11 protein-coding genes are annotated in these 16,237 nt (G+C 65.7%); 5 read left to right on the top strand and 6 right to left on the bottom strand.

What is annotated here, in order from left to right; genetic code table 11:
- Together VGQ44_20130 and VGQ44_20125 are read right to left on the bottom strand one after the other, a co-directional pair.
- The coding region (locus tag VGQ44_20130; GenBank protein HEV8449147.1) for an ABC transporter permease at positions 1-1,209 on the bottom strand (1,209 nt) is incomplete at its 3' end.
- A gap of 13 nt (positions 1,210-1,222) precedes the next feature.
- Positions 1,223-1,549 carry a helix-turn-helix transcriptional regulator gene (locus VGQ44_20125; GenBank protein HEV8449146.1) on the bottom strand — a complete coding sequence of 109 codons (327 nt, stop codon included), beginning with the start codon at positions 1,547-1,549 and terminating at the stop codon, positions 1,223-1,225.
- 324 nt (positions 1,550-1,873) lie between these two features.
- On the opposite strand from VGQ44_20125, the gene VGQ44_20120 reads away from it, so the two are divergent.
- Together VGQ44_20120 and VGQ44_20115 are read left to right on the top strand one after the other, a co-directional pair.
- Positions 1,874-2,260 (top strand): VOC family protein, encoded by a 387-nt coding sequence (locus VGQ44_20120; protein ID HEV8449145.1) that lies wholly within the window; start codon positions 1,874-1,876, stop codon positions 2,258-2,260.
- A gap of 69 nt (positions 2,261-2,329) precedes the next feature.
- Positions 2,330-4,744, top strand: coding sequence for an ABC transporter permease (locus VGQ44_20115; GenBank protein HEV8449144.1), 2,415 nt, complete (start codon positions 2,330-2,332; stop codon positions 4,742-4,744).
- 156 nt (positions 4,745-4,900) lie between these two features.
- On the opposite strand, the gene VGQ44_20110 is transcribed toward VGQ44_20115, so the two are convergent.
- On the bottom strand, positions 4,901-5,566 hold the full coding sequence (locus VGQ44_20110) for a hypothetical protein (protein ID HEV8449143.1): 666 nt from the start codon (positions 5,564-5,566) through the stop codon (positions 4,901-4,903).
- A gap of 125 nt (positions 5,567-5,691) precedes the next feature.
- On the bottom strand, positions 5,692-6,474 hold the full coding sequence (locus VGQ44_20105; GenBank protein HEV8449142.1) for a hypothetical protein: 783 nt from the start codon (positions 6,472-6,474) through the stop codon (positions 5,692-5,694).
- Between the two features lie 104 nt (positions 6,475-6,578).
- Between VGQ44_20105 and VGQ44_20100 the strand changes: the two genes are divergently transcribed.
- The 3 genes from VGQ44_20100 (at position 6,579) to VGQ44_20090 (ending at position 11,728) form a co-directional block, all read left to right on the top strand.
- Positions 6,579-8,462, top strand: coding sequence for a CocE/NonD family hydrolase (locus tag VGQ44_20100; protein ID HEV8449141.1), 1,884 nt, complete (start codon positions 6,579-6,581; stop codon positions 8,460-8,462).
- 69 nt (positions 8,463-8,531) lie between these two features.
- Positions 8,532-10,034, top strand: a complete 1,503-nt coding sequence (locus tag VGQ44_20095; GenBank protein HEV8449140.1) for a serine hydrolase — start codon at positions 8,532-8,534, stop codon at positions 10,032-10,034.
- On the top strand, positions 10,031-11,728 hold the full coding sequence (locus VGQ44_20090) for an amidohydrolase family protein (protein HEV8449139.1): 1,698 nt from the start codon (positions 10,031-10,033) through the stop codon (positions 11,726-11,728). The genes VGQ44_20095 and VGQ44_20090 overlap by 4 nt, the downstream gene beginning before the upstream one ends.
- Before the next feature lie 288 nt (positions 11,729-12,016).
- Here the strand turns inward: VGQ44_20090 and VGQ44_20085 are convergent, their stop codons facing one another.
- Together VGQ44_20085 and VGQ44_20080 are read right to left on the bottom strand one after the other, a co-directional pair.
- Positions 12,017-15,295: a PDZ domain-containing protein gene (locus VGQ44_20085; GenBank protein HEV8449138.1), complete on the bottom strand. Its 3,279-nt coding sequence runs from the start codon at positions 15,293-15,295 to the stop codon at positions 12,017-12,019.
- A 105-nt stretch (positions 15,296-15,400) separates the two neighbouring features.
- Entirely contained in the window at positions 15,401-16,231 is an 831-nt protein-coding gene (locus VGQ44_20080; GenBank protein ID HEV8449137.1) for a GntR family transcriptional regulator, read from the bottom strand.
- Positions 16,232-16,237 lie beyond the last annotated feature (6 nt).

Here is a 16,237-nt window from a genome sequence, read left to right as displayed (position 1 = left end):
CACCGCCATCTCCCGTTTACGCGCGCTCGCGCGGCCGAGCAGCAGGTTGGCGACGTTCACGCACGCGATGAGCAGCACGAGTCCGACGGCACCGAAGAGCACGAGCAACGAGCGCCGAATCGACGGCGCGAGGCGCGAGGCGTCGAGCGGACCCGACTTGGCGCCCCATTTCTGCTTGTCCCACTCATTCGGGTACGCATCATTCACGCGAACGCCGAGCGCCGTCGCCGCGGCCTCCGCCTGTGCTTCGCTGACGCCGCCCCGGCGGCGCCCCACCGCCCAGAATGAATGCGACTGCGCTTGATTCAGCTCGTCCGCAGGGCGCGTGGTGACGGGCATCAGCAAGTCGGCGTCGCCGGAGAGCCCACGGAAATCGCGCGGGCCAACGCCGACGATGGTCCACACGTCGTGGTCGATGTCGATTGTGCGGCCGACGACGGACGGCTCGGCGTTGAAACGGCGCTGCCAGAGCGCGTACGAAATGATCGCCTGCCGCGGCGCGCCGGCGTGCGCATCGATCGCCAGGTCGAAGTCGCTTCCGCGCGACGGTGTGAGGCCGAGCACGCGAAGGTAGCTCGCGCCGACGTACTCGCCGCTGACCCGCTCCACGTCGCCGGCGCCGCCCGCCAACGTGACTTGAGCGGTCGTGTACAACGCCAGACCGCTGAACACGCGTTGCGCGTCGCGGAAGGTCGTGTACTTGGGATACGACCACACCATGTCTCGACTCGGCCGGCCGTCGCGCGGAGGAACGATGAGCGACACCTGCATCAGCTCGTTCGGTCGCGCGTAGGGCAGGGGGCGCAGGAGCAGCACGTTCACCGCGCTGAAGATCGCCGTCGTCGCGCCTACGCCGATGGCGAGCGTGAGGACCGCGACGGCGGTGAACGCCGGCCGTCGAATCAACCCACGTGCCGCGTAATGAACGTCCTGCATCACGCTCTCGAGAAACTCGGTGAATCGCATGCGGCGCTCCCGGTGTTCGGCGGAGTGGTGGAGTTGTCGTCGAGCGTCGTCGATCGACACGCCCAAGCGGCCGATCGCCTCGCGGCGCGCTTCGTCGGGCGGTGTTCCGCGCGCGACGAGGTGCTCGACGCGGTTGGCGATGAGCGTGTCGAGCTCGTCGTCGACGTCGCGCCACGCATCGGCGCGTGTCTTCGGCGAAAGCCGTAGGAGGCGGCGCACGCCCGGCCTGAAGTGGAAGCGCATGTGGCCCCCGGGGCTACTTCGCCGATTTGGCGCCGAGGATCGACACGACGGCGTCGAGGTGATCGACGAGCCGCGCGGATTCGGCGCGCAGGTGCGTGCGGCCGGCCGGTGTGATGCGATAGTACCGGGCTCGCCGCCCGTTCTTCGTCACACCCCACTCGGCGACGATCAGCCGGCGCTCCTCCATTCGATGGAGCGCCTGGAGCAGCGCCGCGTCGTCGACGGCGACCCGCCCCGCGGACCGCTCCTCGATCCACGTCGTGATCTCGAACGCGTGCATCGGCGTCCACGACAACGTCTTGAGCACCAGCGGATCGAGCGTCCCTTTCAGCAGCGGCATCTTTCGTCCTCCTCGTGTCTAGGGGTAGACACGAGGAGGAGCGAAAGAGTTGTGTGGCGACTCCCGTGCCCCGAAACTGCCACAATCCGAGACTGCCGCACTCCGAAACTGCCGGGAGGCCGAGACTACCGAACTTCGAAATCCCCCTACTCGATCCCCAACCCCTTCGGCGTTCGGAGCCCGTTGCTTCGGCGAGGGGCTGACTGAGGCGGTCCCCATTTCGTAGATGCAAGAGAGGCGGACGAACGCCCGACGCGTGTATGGATCTTGCGGGCGGAGGCGCCACCGACATCCCATTGGTCCGCCCGCAATCCAGGAGCCGACATGTTCAAGCACGCCAAACCGTTCTCCGGCTTTTCCGTGAACGACATCGAGCAGGCGCGGAAGTTCTACCACGACACGCTCGAGCTCGACGTCGCCGACGCGCCGATGGACCAACTCGAGATCCGGCTCGACAACGACACCCGGGTGTTCGTCTACGAAAAGCCAAACCACACGCCGGCGAGCTTCACCATCCTCAATTTCCCGGTGGACGACGTGGACCGCGCCCGGGACCAGCTGGCCGACCGCGGGGTGAAGTTCGAGGTCTACAAGGACGGCGACATCGCCACCGACGAAAAGGGAGTCCATCGCACCGGCGGGCCGAAGATCGCCTGGTTCAAGGATCCCGCCGGAAACTTCCTGTCCATCCTCGAGACAGACCGCCCGTAGTCGAAGTGCAAACCAAGCGCGGTCGCTGACTGTCTGAGCGAGCGGTTCCCCTACACCTTCCGCTCGCTCATGCTCCAGGACATTCGCTTCGCGATTCGAACGCTGGTCAAAGCTCCGGCGTTCACCATCACGGCAGTCCTGTGCCTCGCGCTGGGGATCGGCGTCAACGCGACGATCTTCAGTTGCGTCCGCGCGATGCTGTTGCGGCCGTTCCCCTATCGCGATCCCGATGCGCTCGTCGCGATCGGCGAGGCGAACATCCCGCGCAGTTGGCATATGAACACGGTGTCGTACCCGAATTTCCGCAGCTGGCAGGCGGACAATCGGTCGCTCGCCAATGTCGGGATCTACACCGGAACGTCGTTCAACCTGGCCAGTGACGGCGGCGCGGAGTATGTGCCCGGCGGAAACGTCTCGTGGACGATGTTCCGCACGCTCGGCATCGCGCCGGCGCTCGGCCGCGATTTTCGAGAAGAAGAAGACCGCGTTGGCGGACCGAGCGTCATCATTCTGAGCGACCGCCTTTGGCGCGACCGGTTCGCCGGCCGAAGGGACGTGATCGGAAAAGAGATTCTCGTCGACGGCGTCAAGAACACGGTCATCGGCGTGATGCCGCCCGACTTCGAGTTTCCGAGCGCCGCGCAGGCCTGGACCACGATGCAGATGGATCCGCTGAAGAATCGCGGCAACCACTCGTGGCAGGTGATCGGCCGGCTCAAGCCGTCCGTCACACCCGACCAGGCGCAGACCGACCTCCGGCGCATCGCGGCGACACTCGAGCCGCAGTACCCCCAGTCGAACACCGGTTGGAGCGTCGACGTGCAGACCTTGCGCGACTTTCAAGTCGCCAACATTCGGCCGGTTCTGCTCATCATGATGGCCGCCGTGGCGTTCGTGCTGCTCATCGCCTGCGCGAACGTCGCCAACCTGCTGCTCGCCCGCGCGAGCGCGCGCTCGAAGGAGATGGCCGTGCGCGTCGCGCTTGGCGCCGAGGGCTGGCGCGTGATGCGTCAGCTGCTCACGGAGAGCGTGCTCGTCGCGCTCGGCGGCGCGACGTTGGGCGTGGCGTTCGCGTACGCGCTCTTGCAGTGGATCAAGGCGAGCATTCTGAACGGCATTCCGTTCTGGATGCGCTTCACCATCGACGGGCAGGTGCTGCTCTTCACGGCGACCGTCGCCATCGTGACCGGACTGCTCTTCGGCATCGTTCCCGCTCTCCAGTCGTCGAACCCGAATCTGAACGAGACGCTGCGCGACTCCGGCGCGCGAGGCGCGAGCGCGGGGCGTTCACGGCAGCGGTTGCGCAGCAGCCTCGTCGTCGGCGAAGTGGCGCTTTCGCTCGTGCTGCTCGTCGGCGCCGCGCTGCTCATTCGCAGCTTCATCGGCCTTCAGAACATCAAACCGGGATTCGACGCCGACGGTCTGCTGACGATGCGCGTGAACCTCACCGGTCCCCACTACGACTCGACGTTCAAGCGGTTCGCCTTTTGGGATCGATTCCTGACGGATCTGAACCAACGGCCCGGCGTGGTGTCCGCGTCGATCACCAACAATGTTCCCCTTGGCGGAAGCAACAACAACAGCTTCTTCACGATCGAAGACCAGCCCACGCCGCTCGGCCAGGAGCCGTTGCTCGAGATTCGCTGGGTCTCGCCGCGTTACCTGGAGACGATGCGCATCCCGGTTCGGCGGGGGCGAATGTTCACCCAGCAGGAGTGGGCCGACTCGGGCGTCGCGGGCCGAGTCGCCGTCGTCAACGAATACATGGCCAACAAATTCTGGCCAAGAGGTGACGCGATCGGCAAACGGTTCAGATTCGGCACCGTGACCGACACGACGAGGCGGTGGATCACCATCATCGGCATCGCGGCCGACATCAAGCACCGTCAGCTGACGTCCACGCCGGATCTTCAGGGTTACATGCCGTTCCGCCAGGGGGGATGGACTTCGTCCTCGATCGTGGTGCGCGCTCAAGGCGATCCGGCGAAGATCACGAAAACGACGCTCGGCGCGCTCAAGCAGGCGGATCCTCTTCTGCCGGCGTATCGCGTGATGAGCATGGACGCGAGCATCACCCGATCGTACTGGCAACAGGCGCTCTACGGAAAGCTGTTCGGCGTGTTCGCCGCCATCGCGGTGGTGCTCGCGGCGATTGGGGTATACGGCGTCATCTCGTACGCGGTGTCGCAGCGGACGCAGGAAATCGGGGTGCGCGTCGCCCTCGGCGCACAGCGCGGCGACGTTCTCCGGTTGATCGTCGGGCACGGCGCGATGCTCGGCGGAATCGGCGTCCTGATCGGTTTGGTTGGCGGACTCGGAGTCACTCGATTCCTGAGAAATCTGCTCTACGGCGTTTCGCCGTTCGATCCGCTGAGCTTCGTCGGGGTGGCGCTGCTGCTGACGACGATCGCGCTCGTAGCGAGCTACGTGCCCGCGCGGAGAGCGGCGAAGGTGGATCCGGTCGACGCGCTGCGGTTTGAGTAGCGGAAACGCCAGAGGCCAATCGCGCCGCGACAATCCTCGCCGGGCGAGGAAGCGCGACTGTTACGATTGACCTCTTGGCTCGAACGTCCAGAGTCGATGCGAGTGCCCTACGACGACGGCCGGCGGTAGCGCCGGCCGTCAGCCTACGCCGCAGCGCTAACGGACTTCATCGTCGGGCGGAAGCGCGTCGAGTCGTGGACGATCCGGCCGAACCGGCACCTCGCGAACCGGAGGCGCTACCTCGCGAGCGACTTCCATCTTGATCGGGCGATCGGTGGCTGCCGGCTCGGGCCCGAGCAAATCTTCAAACAGCTCGTGGTAGTAGACCATCGCGCGCCGAAGTTCTTCCGTCGTCGCGGCGCCACGTCGATGCCGTTCGGCGACGTCGCGCGCGGCGCGGTAGTTCCGCACGAAGCGCGCGTGGTGCACTGAGAGGTCCGATGCCCGTTGCTCGAAGTTGGCGACCGGGTAACCGCGCGTTCGCATGACGTCCATCACGAGCGAGTCGGCATGGTTCACCGCGCCGCCCGGATCCTCGACGAACATTTCCTGTAGGTCGTGCCACTGCTGGTCGTACAGCTCGCGCTGTTCAGCGAGGAGCGGGCGGATGTCGAGATTGTCCACGCGTTCCTGGCGCTTGACGAGCTCCGCTTCACCGGTGCGCCGGCTGCTCGCGTGACGCAGCGTACGGTCGTACTCGCTTCCGTATTGCTCGCGCAGCGCACTCGTCCGGTTGCGCCGGGCGGCGACGTACGAGACCACGCCGATGGCGACCACGACCGCAACGAGAACGACGATTCCTGCAATCATTGAAGTGCTCATCACATACCTCCTCTCGCGGCCAACGTGCCGCGCTAGACGAAGGTCCAATTACTGTGAGTGAGCGACGCAGCTACGGTGCCACGATTCAGTTCGCCGCCCGATTACGGGCATCCCGTTCCGACCGTCTAGCGGCCTCTTGTCGTGTCCGTCAGCGCGCGGGTCACTCGACCCGCCTCGTCGAGAAACTCGATCCGCGGAGTACCGAGCGAGTCGACGAGGAGTCGCAAGCGAGGCCGGCCGTTCGGATCGCGCAGATTCACGATCGCCGACCGCTCGACGTCGCGGCCGATGAACAGGCGCTGCGCCACGAGCGGCTGGCCGTTGCGAGGGCCTTGCCACGTCGCGAGCGCCGCCCGTCGCGCCGTGGTGTCGCGCATCTTCATGATCGAATCGCGCTCCAGCACGAGATCGTGAATGTCCAGATTCGGGCGGTCGTTGACGCTCACGCCCACGACACGCCGCCCGTTGTCGTCGCCGTAGTCGAAGTTCAGCACCTGGTCCTGGTTGAACTGGTCGAATGACATGTGCGTCGACGCCGAGTACGTGCCTGCGGCGCAGCGCCGTCCGGTCGTGACGGAGGTCGAATCGCGACACGTGCTGCCGGTGAAGGTCAGCCCGCCGTTCTCGGTCCCCTCGTCGTTGAAGAAAATGATTCCCGGCCGTGTGCCGCCGGGATATCCGAACGACTCGCCCTTGTAGACCGGCCCGATCGAGCGCGGGCGGTTGGCGATGACCATTCGATAGTGTCCGTCCGGCTCGACGACGTTGATTCGCTCCACGTCGATCTCTGTGAACTTGGTCGGTCCCCTGCGGGTGAACGCGCCGGTGGTCGCTACGACGGCGAAGGCCGTCATGGCGACGGCATAGCGCTTCAGGAAGCGGACGTCGCGCTCAAGGTCGGTTGCCATGGTGGATTCCTCGGAGGATGTAATGCCGCCGCGCAGTTGTGCGGTCTACCACTTTGGTGTACAATCGCCGGGTCTGACAGCCTGTCCCGCCCTGGAGCCTTTCGATGCCCCTTCGCACGATCCGCCCCCGAGTGTCGCGCGCCCTCGTCGCGCTCCTCGCGTCGCCGCTCATCGCGTTGTCCGGCCAGCAGCCGGCCACCGAAGGCACGCCGCCCATCCCGACGTTCGACAAGACGGAGACGATGGTCGCGATGCGCGACGGGGTGAAGCTGCACACGAACATCTTCGTGCCGCGCGGATTCGCCGGCAATCTCCCGATCATCATGGTCCGGACCCCGTACGGGATCGAGAATGGTGAAGCGTCGTTCAAGGGGGCGTACGCCGAGCTGGCGCGCGACGGCTACATCTTCGTGCACCAGGACATCCGGGGGCGCTACAAGTCCGAAGGCCAATTCGTGATGCTCCGACAGATGCGCGACAAGAAGGATCCCAAGGCGATCGACGAGAGCACCGACACGTACGACACGATCGACTGGCTGATCAAGAACGTCCCGCACAACAACGGCCGCGTGGGGATGATGGGGGTGTCGTATCCAGGCTGGCTGACGGTCGTCGCGATGCTCGACCCGCACCCGGCGCTCAAAGCGGTGTCTCCGCAGGCGTCGCCGGCCGACATGTTCATCGGCGACGATTTCCACCACAACGGCGCGTTCCGCTTGAGCTACGGCTTCGAGTACGCCGTGATGATGGAGACCAACAAGGAACGGGCTCCGTTCGCGTTCAACGACTCCGACACGTACGACTGGTATCTCAAGCTCGGCTCGCTCGCCCATGTGAACGAGAAGTATCTGCACGGAAACATCCCGAGCTGGAACGACTTCGCGAATCACCCGAGCTACGACTCGTTTTGGCAGAAGCAGGCGGTCGCGCCGTACGTCGATCGCGTCACCGTGCCGACGCTCAGCGTGGCCGGCTGGTGGGATCAAGAGGATTTCTACGGTCCGATCAAGATCTACGAGCTGCTCGAGAAGCACGACACGAAGAACCTGAACTTCCTCGTCGTCGGCCCGTGGAATCACGGCGGGTGGAGCGGTCAGAGTGGACGGCAGTTGGGCAACGTCGATTTCGGAGCCGAGACGTCACCCGACTATCGCCGCGGCATTCTCGCGCCGTTCTTTGCTCATTGGCTCAAGGGAATCGGCACGCAAAGCCTGCCCGAGGCGACGACGTTCGAGGCCGGGTCGAATACTTGGCAGAAACGCGCGAGTTGGCCGCTCAAGACGAACGTCTCGGCTCGACGCCTGTACCTGCAGGCCGACCGCAAGCTGTCGTTCTCACCGCCCACCGACCGCTCGCCCAACGCCGCCGACTCGTTCGTCTCCGACCCGGCGAATCCGGTTCCGTATCGCCCGCGTCCGATCTTGCCGACGTACGGTGACGGCTCGACGTGGTCTCGCTGGCTGACGGACGACCAGCGCTTTCTCGCCAATCGTCCAGACGTGATCAGTTGGCAGACCGCGCCGCTCGACGCGGACGTGACGATCGCCGGCGACATCACGGCTCACTTGTTTGCATCGACGACGGGCTCGGACGCGGACTGGATCGTCAAGCTGATCGACGTCTACCCCGACTCGGCTCAAGGCGACGCGAAGCTCGCCGGCTACCAGCTCATGGTGGCGAACGACGTGTTTCGCGGCCGATTCCGAAAGAGCTTCGAGCATCCGGAGGCGATCACGCCCAACCACGTCGACGAATACGTGATCGACCTTCACACGCAGGACTACAAGTTCCGCAAAGGCCACCGGATCATGGTCGAGGTGCAGAGCACCTGGTTCCCGCTCATCGACCGCAACCCGCAGACGTACGTACCGAACATCTTCCAGGCGAAAGACTCGGATTTCAAAGCGCAGACGCATCGAATTTTCCGATCGGCCGGTGCGGCGACGTACGTGCAGGTCTCGGTGGTGAATGGAGGGGTGGACAGGTAGGCCGGTGGACCGGTAGGCCGGTGGACCGGTGGACCGCTAGATCATCTCGATGACTGGAGAATCAACCGAATGATGGGAAGGACTTCATACCTGCGCATCGCCGTTCTCGGAGCGATCGTCCTCGCGTCGCCTGCGCCCGCACAAAGGGCTTCAGCTCCCGACTGGGCGGCGTTCGATCGTTACGTGGCGCAGGCGGCGAAAGACTGGAAGGTGCCCGCATTGGCGATCGCCGTGGTGAAGGACGACTCGCTCGTCTTCGCCAAAGGGTACGGCGTGCTCGAGGTAGGCAAGAATCAGGCGGCCAACGAGCACACCCGGTTCGCGATCGGCTCGACGACGAAGGCGATGACGTCGGCGTCGCTCGCCATGCTCGTCGACGATGGCAAGATCCATTGGGACGATCACGTCACCGACTACATCCCCGAGCTCCAGCTCTCCGATCCGTACGCGACGCGCGAATTGACGATTCGCGACCTGCTCACGCACCGCACCGGCTTGCCGGGCACGGATCTCTTCTGGGCCCGGTGGCACTACTCGCTTCCCGAAATCATCCATGGGCTGCGGTACATCAAGCCCGAATCGTCGTTCCGGTCGAACTGGTCGTATCAAAACGTGATGTACGCGCTGAGCGGAACGATCGTCGAACGCGCGTCGGGCATGTCGTGGGAGGCGTTCGTTCGCTCGCGCATCTTCGGCCCGCTCGGCATGAACGAGACCGAAGCGCTGGTGTCGGAGATCGCCGGCAAGCCGAACGTGTCCGTCCCGCACTACGCGATCAACGACACCATTCGCGTCGTACCCATGCGATCGACCGACGCCATCGCGCCGGCCGGTTCGGTGTGGTCGAGCGTGAGCGACATGTCGAAGTGGATGCGCTTCATCCTCGACAGCGGGCGAGTCGGCGACAAGCGCCTGATCAAAGCGTCGACCTTCAGCGAGTTGATCACGCCGCAGATTCAGGCGCCGATGGAGGAGTACCCGGCGCTCCAACTGTCGAAGCCCGACTTCTTCAGCTATGGATTCGGCTGGTTCATCCAGAACTACGCCGGCCAACAGGTTTGGATGCACACCGGGAGCATCGACGGCCAGTGCGCGATCATCGGTCTCATGCCGAACGAGCGGCTGGGCGTGTATGTCCTCGAGAATCTCGATCACGCGGAGCTGCGCCACGCACTCATGTATCGCGCGTTCGACCTGTACAACGGCGGCCCGTCGCGAGATTGGAGCGCCGACGTGAGCGCCCTCTTCGCCCGCATGCGCCAGGGCGCCGTGCGCGCGACGCAAGCGTCGCAGCGCGTCGAGCGCCCGGCGTCGGTGCCGATCGAGAAGTACGCCGGCACGTTCGTCGACTCGGCGTACGGCACGGTCACGGTCACGGCCTCGAACGGAACGCTGCGCGCGCGCGTCGTCACCGATCCGGAGGCCGACTTGGATCATCTGGACGTCGATTCGTTCCGCACCCACGCCGCGAACCCGCGCGATCAGATCGCGCTCACCTTCACACCTGACGGCATCGGCGGCATCTCGGCCGTCCGCGTCTACGGCGTTTCGTTCGCGCGAACGCGCAAATGAGGAACGAATTGCGTGGTCCATGGCGAGCCGCGGCCTTGGCGTGCGCGCTATCGGGTGGGGCACGACTGCACGCGCAGGCGGCGGCCGCGGCGGGCTGCCCGACGCGGTCGGTTGCGGCGCCCGCGTCGACCGACACGCTCTACGACGTCGTGATTCGCAACGGCTGCCTGCTCGACGGCAAAGGCAACCCCGCCATTTTCGCCGACGTGGCGATCAAGGACGGCCGCTTCGCGAAAATCGGCAAGATCGCGGCGCGCGGGCGCACCGAAATCGACGCCGCCGGCAAGTACGTGAGTCCCGGCTGGATCGACATGATGGATCAGTCGGGCGCCGTGCTGCCGCGCAACGGTCTCGCCGAAAACAAGCTGCGTGAGGGAGTGACGACGGCGATCGGCGGCGAGGGTGGAACACCGGTGCCCGCCGGCCGCGTCGGCGAGTACTTCACGACCCTCGAGCGACAGGGCATCAGCATCAACTTCGGCAGCTACTTCAGCGAGACGCAAACGCGCGTCGCCGTGCTCGGCATGTCGGCCCGCAAACCGAACGCCGCCGAGCTGGATCGCATGCGCGCGATCATGGACACGGCGATGCGCGGCGGCGCGATGGGAATGACGACCGCGCTGATCTATCCACCGTCGAGCTACTCCACGACCGACGAATTGGTGGAAGTCGCCAAAGCGGCCGCGAAGTACGGCGGCACGTACGCGAGTCACATGCGCGACGAAGGCCAGGGCGTGATCGGCGCGATCAACGAGCTGGTGACGATCGGCGAGAAGGCGGGGCTTCCCGCCGAGATCTTTCATCTCAAGGTCGCGTACCAGCCGGGGTGGGGAATCCTGATGGATTCCGTTCGACTGGTGGTCGACGCGGCGCGCGCGCGCGGCGACGACATCGCGGCGGACATGTACGTGTACACCGCCGGTGGCACCGGGCTCGAGGCGACGATTCCCAGTTGGGCGCAAGAAGGCGGCACCGATTCCCTCAAGGCGCGATTGGCGAATCCTCAGATCCGCGCCCGGCTCAAGCGCGAAGTCGAAACCGGGTCCGAGGGATGGTGGAACATCATCCAGTCGGCCGGCGGTTGGGGCGGAATCGTTCTCGTGAACGCGCGAAACCCGGCCAACGCGAAGTACGAGCAGCGGACGATCGCGCAAATCGCGCACGAACAAAACAAGGATCCCGCCGACGCGGCGTGGGATCTCGTGGCGCAAGGGAACGGACGCGTGATGGCGATCTACCACATGATGGGTGAGCCCGACATCGAGACCGCGCTGCGCTTTCCGTGGACGAGCATCGGCAGCGACGCCGGCGCCGTTCTACAGCTCGGTGTCCCCGACGCGACCGGCCTGCCGCACCCGCGCAGCTTCGGCAACTTTCCGCGCGTGATCGCGAAGTACGTCAAACAGCGCAACGTGCTCACGCTCACGGAGGCGATCCGCAAGATGACCGGCTGGCCCGCGGCCCGGATGCGACTCGCCAATCGCGGAACGATCGAGGTCGGCAACTGGGCCGACGTGACGATCTTCGACTACGACGCGATCGAGGACAAGGCGACCTACGAGAAGCCGATGGAATTCCCGACCGGCATCGAGTGGGTCCTCGTGAACGGCGTTGTGACGATCGATCGCGGCAAGCACACGGGCGCCAAGGCGGGCAAAGTGCTGTGGGGGCCGGGGACGTCGTTGAAGCCATAGCTCCGGCTACGCGCGCGCAGGCGTGCCGGCTACGAGTGGCGGTTCGGAAAAACTCAACGCAGATGACGCAGACTTTGAAAAGCAATGCCGCAGACTACCAGCGAAACAGTCTGCGGCATTGTCGTTTCAAGTCTGTGTCGTCTGCGTTGAAATTGTTTCACGCCAACCTTGTGGCCGGACGGGCGCTTGCGCGTTCTCACAAAAGCTTCACCATTATTGCTTTTCGGTTCAATCAGTCTTGCCTTTCAGTTTCCCGCGGCTCCTGCCCAGTGTATCAACTCGACCACGCTAGCGCGTCGGCGGCTTGACGCGATCGATCGGCGCCGGGCGTGCGACCCGCGTCACGGGATGCTGGTCGAGCAGCTTGAGCGCTTCCTGCACGGCGCGCTCGAGTTGAGGATCGTGCCCCTTCGACACCTCGGCCGCGGAGTACTCGACCTGGAATTCCGGCGTGACGCCCTGATTCTCCACGGCCCAGTGCCCGTTCATGTCATAGAACGCTAAGCTGGGCGCCGTGATGCCGCCGCCGTCGATCGTCGGCGGCGTGCCGGTCGTGCCGACGAGGGCGCCCCAGGTCCGCGTTCCAACCAGCGGGCCGATGTGGCGCATCTGGAAGTAATAGGGGAGCGCGTCGCCGCCCGAGCCGGCCGACTCGTTCACGATCATCACCTTGAGACCGTAAATGCCGGCGGCCGGCGTCGTGAACGTCTTGCCGTCGCGCATCGCGAAATAACCCATCGGCTTTCGATCCAGCTCGTTCACGATGTAGTCGGCGACCAATCCGCCGTGGTTGTATCGCTCGTCGATGATCGCGCCGTCTTTCCCCTGCTGTGAGTAGAAGTAGCGCGTGAATGCCTGGTAGCCCGGAATCGTCGTGTTCGGCAGCCAAACGTACGCCAACCGGCCGTGCGACAACTCGTCGACCTTGCGCCGATTGTCCTCGATCCAGGCGCGCGTGCGCAGTCCGTCCTCACTCGCCACGGGAACGACGGTCACGACGCGCGACCCCTCGTTCGTCGGCGCGCCGTTGACGCGAATGGCGATCTGATGCCCGGCGGTGCCCTCGAACAGCGAGTACACGTTGGTCGGCGGCGCGATCGGGCGGCCGTTCACCTCGAGGAGATAGTCGCCTTCCTTCACGTCGATGCCGGGCGCGCTGAGTGGCGCGCGCAGATCGGGGTTCCAATTCTCGCCGGTGTAAACGCGGTGCAGGCGATAATGGCCGTTCTCCACCGTGTAGTCCGCGCCGAGGAGACCGACGCTCACCGGCGGGTCGCTCGGCACGTCGCCGGGGCCGAGCAGGTACGAGTGACCGACGACGAGCTCACCGCCGGTCTGCGCCATGAGATATCCGAGATCCGCGCGGTGATTCACGAATGCGACGAGCGGTTCGTACTTCGCTTCGACGGCTTTCCAATCCGCGCCGTGCAGCTTGGCGTCGTAGAAGAATTCCCGCTGCTGCCGCAGCCCTTCATGGAAGATCTCCGCCCACTCGGCGCGCGGGTCGACCCAACTCTCCAACGCCGCGACGTTGATCACGCCGTCGCCGACCTTCGCCGGTCCGGTCGTCGCGACGATCCCCCATCGCGCGCCGGTGCCGACGCCCGCGGCGTAGAGCAATTTTTTTCGGTCGGCGGACAGCGTGAACGACCGAATGCCGTCGAGGAAGGTGGACGCACCACCGGGAGCGGGGTTGCCGGGAACGCGAAGCTGGTAGCGCTGGAGCCGCGTCGTCGCTCGGCCGCTGCCTTCGGTGACGGTTTCCGAATAGAAGATCGTGCCTGCCGGACCCGCGGCGAGCTGGCCGTAGTCGGCGGCCGGTACGTCGAGGCTCAAGATCCGCTGGCCGATGTTCGCGAAGTCGACGTGCAGAACCGAATCCGCCTTCGCTCGCGGCGCGGCCGGACCGGAGGGCTCGTCGCCCGTTTCCGGCAAGAGCGGCGACGGATCGTTGGCGTTGAGCACCGCGAGATACACCGACCGCTTCGACGGCCGATCCACCGCGCTCATCTCGACCCATCCCGATCGCGGACCGTAATCGGTGCTCGCGAGGAAGTAGAGATACTTGCCGCTTGCGTCGAAGGCCGGCGAGACGGCGTCGGCCAGTGCGTCGGTCAGCTGCCGCGATTGCGGCTCGGCGAGCGAGCGCACGAAAACCGCGCGCATGTGGCTGTCGAGGCTCTTGGTGTACGCGACCCATCGCGAGTCGGAGGACCACGTCGCGTCGAAGCTGCGCCCGGGAGTGTTGTACAAATCCTCATCGAGCTTGGCCGCCTTGCCCGACGCGACGTCGATGGTCCACAGGTTCAGGTGGTTGTCGTCGACGAGCAGCGATTTTCCGTTCGGCGACCACTCGAGCTCGGAGAAGAAGCCCGAGCCGGGAAGTGGAACGGCGCGCGGCGTGCTCAGCCCCGACTGGTCGGCGATCATGAGTTGGTCGTCGCCCTTCGCGTCGGAGATCCATGCCAACTGCCCGCCGTCGGGCGACCAGACGGGATTCCGGTCGTGCGTGCCGGGCGACTTCGTCAGGTTGCGCCAGTCCCCCTTGTCCGCCGGTACGGTAAAGATGTCGCCACGCGCTTCGAACGCGGCGCGCACGCCGGTGGGCGAGAGGCTCGCGTCGCGGATCATACTCGCGACGCGCTTGAACTGCGGCCGCGACCACGGAAAATCGCCGACGACGTCGATCGCGAGTTGCTTCGATTGGCCGCTCTTGATGTCGTACAGGTGGATGAAGCCGTTCTGCTCGTAGACGATCGCGTCGGATCCCGCCGATGCCGTCATCACGTCGGCGTCGTTGTGGCGCGTCAGCTGCTCGAGCTTCTTCGTGGAGAGATCGTACGAGAAGAGATTGCGCGTGTAGTTCCGGTCGGAGAGGAAGTACACCGTGTTGCCGACCCACATCGGGTCGCTGTCGTTGCTGTTCTGCCAGGGCAGCTTCTCGACGGCGCAGGTCGCCAGGTCGATGACGCTGATCGGATGGGTGCGGCCGCCGCGATAGTGGCGCCACATGCTCGCCTCGTACCAATCGGGAATGAACGCCGTCGAAATCTCTTCATAGGCGACGCGCGTGCCGTCGGGCGAGTGAACGCCGCTGAAGGCGCGCGGCATCGGCAGCACTTCCTCGAAGCCGCCGGCGGCCGGCACGGTGAACATCCGAAAGTAGGACGATTGGGGCGCGCTCACGCGCTCGCTGGCGAAGACGACCCGCTTGCCATCCGGCGTCCAGCCGCGTACGCGATCGTTGCCCGGGTGAAAGGTGAGCCGTGTCGGCTCGCCGCCGGCCGTCGGCACGACGTACACGTCGGTGTTTCCGTTCGACGTGCGGCTGAACGCGATGTGTGAGCCGTCGGGTGAGAAGCGCGGCTCCGTCTCGACGTCCGGCGTCGACGTGAGACGGCGCGCCGGTCCGCCGGACCGTGTCGCGACCCAGAGGTCGCCGCCATACTCGAACGCGATCACGTTGCCGTTGATCGCCGGGTGTCGAAGAAGGCGGGTGCCTTGGGCCGCGGCGGCCGAGGACAGAAGGACGAATCCGGCAGCGAGCGAAACCAGTCGGCGTGACATGCGTTCTCCGGAAGGAAGGGCGGCCACGCTCGAGTCGGTGGCCGCGCGGCGTACAACTTTGGTATTCCTGCACGGCGGCGACGCCGCCGATTTCGACGACGTCGACTAGGAGCGGCGTTCCGACGGACCCGCGCCGTTGCCGTCGGCGCCGGCGTCCCACAGATGCCAGCTGCCCCGCTCGCCGTGCTCGGCGATCACGTTCGACAGGCGCACGGCCGCGTTCTGCCAGTTCGTTTCCACTGCGTGCTGCGCGGCCCGGCGGTCGCCCTTCGCGATGGCGGAGGCGATCGTCTCGTGCTCTTTGACCGACGTGGGCAACTCGTCCAACAACACGTTGACGTAGAGCCGCGCGTAGCGCTCGCTCTGCGGTTTGATGGCGCGGTGCAGCGCGACGACGCGCGGCCCGGCGACGCCTTCGACGTACGTCGCGTGGAACTGGAGGTCGAGGTCGAACAGACGCGCCGGTGACGCTTTGGCCTTCGCCGCGACGCCGAGCGCGCGGTTCACCTCGCGCAGCCGCGCGACGAGTTGCTTCCGCTGCTCGGTCGGCAGCGACGCCGCTTCGCTCGCCGCGAGCCCCTCGAGGTGGCCGACGATGAGAAAGACTTCGCGGCCGTCGCCGCGCGTGAGCGGCGTGACGATCAGCCGCTGATCGCCGGCTCGCCCCACCGACGCGACCAATCCTTCCTGCTGCAAGCGGTGCAGCGCGCTGCGAATGGGCGTGCGGCTCAATCCCATGCGGGCGACGACGGCCCGCTCGGCGATGCGCGCGCCCGGGGGAAGTTGTCCGGAAATGATCAGGGAGCGCAGCTCGGTGTAGACGCGCGTCACGTTGTCGGGGGCGTCCTTACCCGCGGCGCGGCCGGCGGACGGCCGGTGCGACGCGGTAGCCGAACGCGAGGCGGGCGCGGGACGGCGCGGTTTCGGTGAGGGCACGTCGGA

This window comes from Gemmatimonadaceae bacterium, assembly GCA_036003045.1.
Classification (GTDB): domain Bacteria; phylum Gemmatimonadota; class Gemmatimonadetes; order Gemmatimonadales; family Gemmatimonadaceae; genus JAQBQB01.
This window is presented reverse-complemented; position numbering and strand designations above follow the sequence as displayed.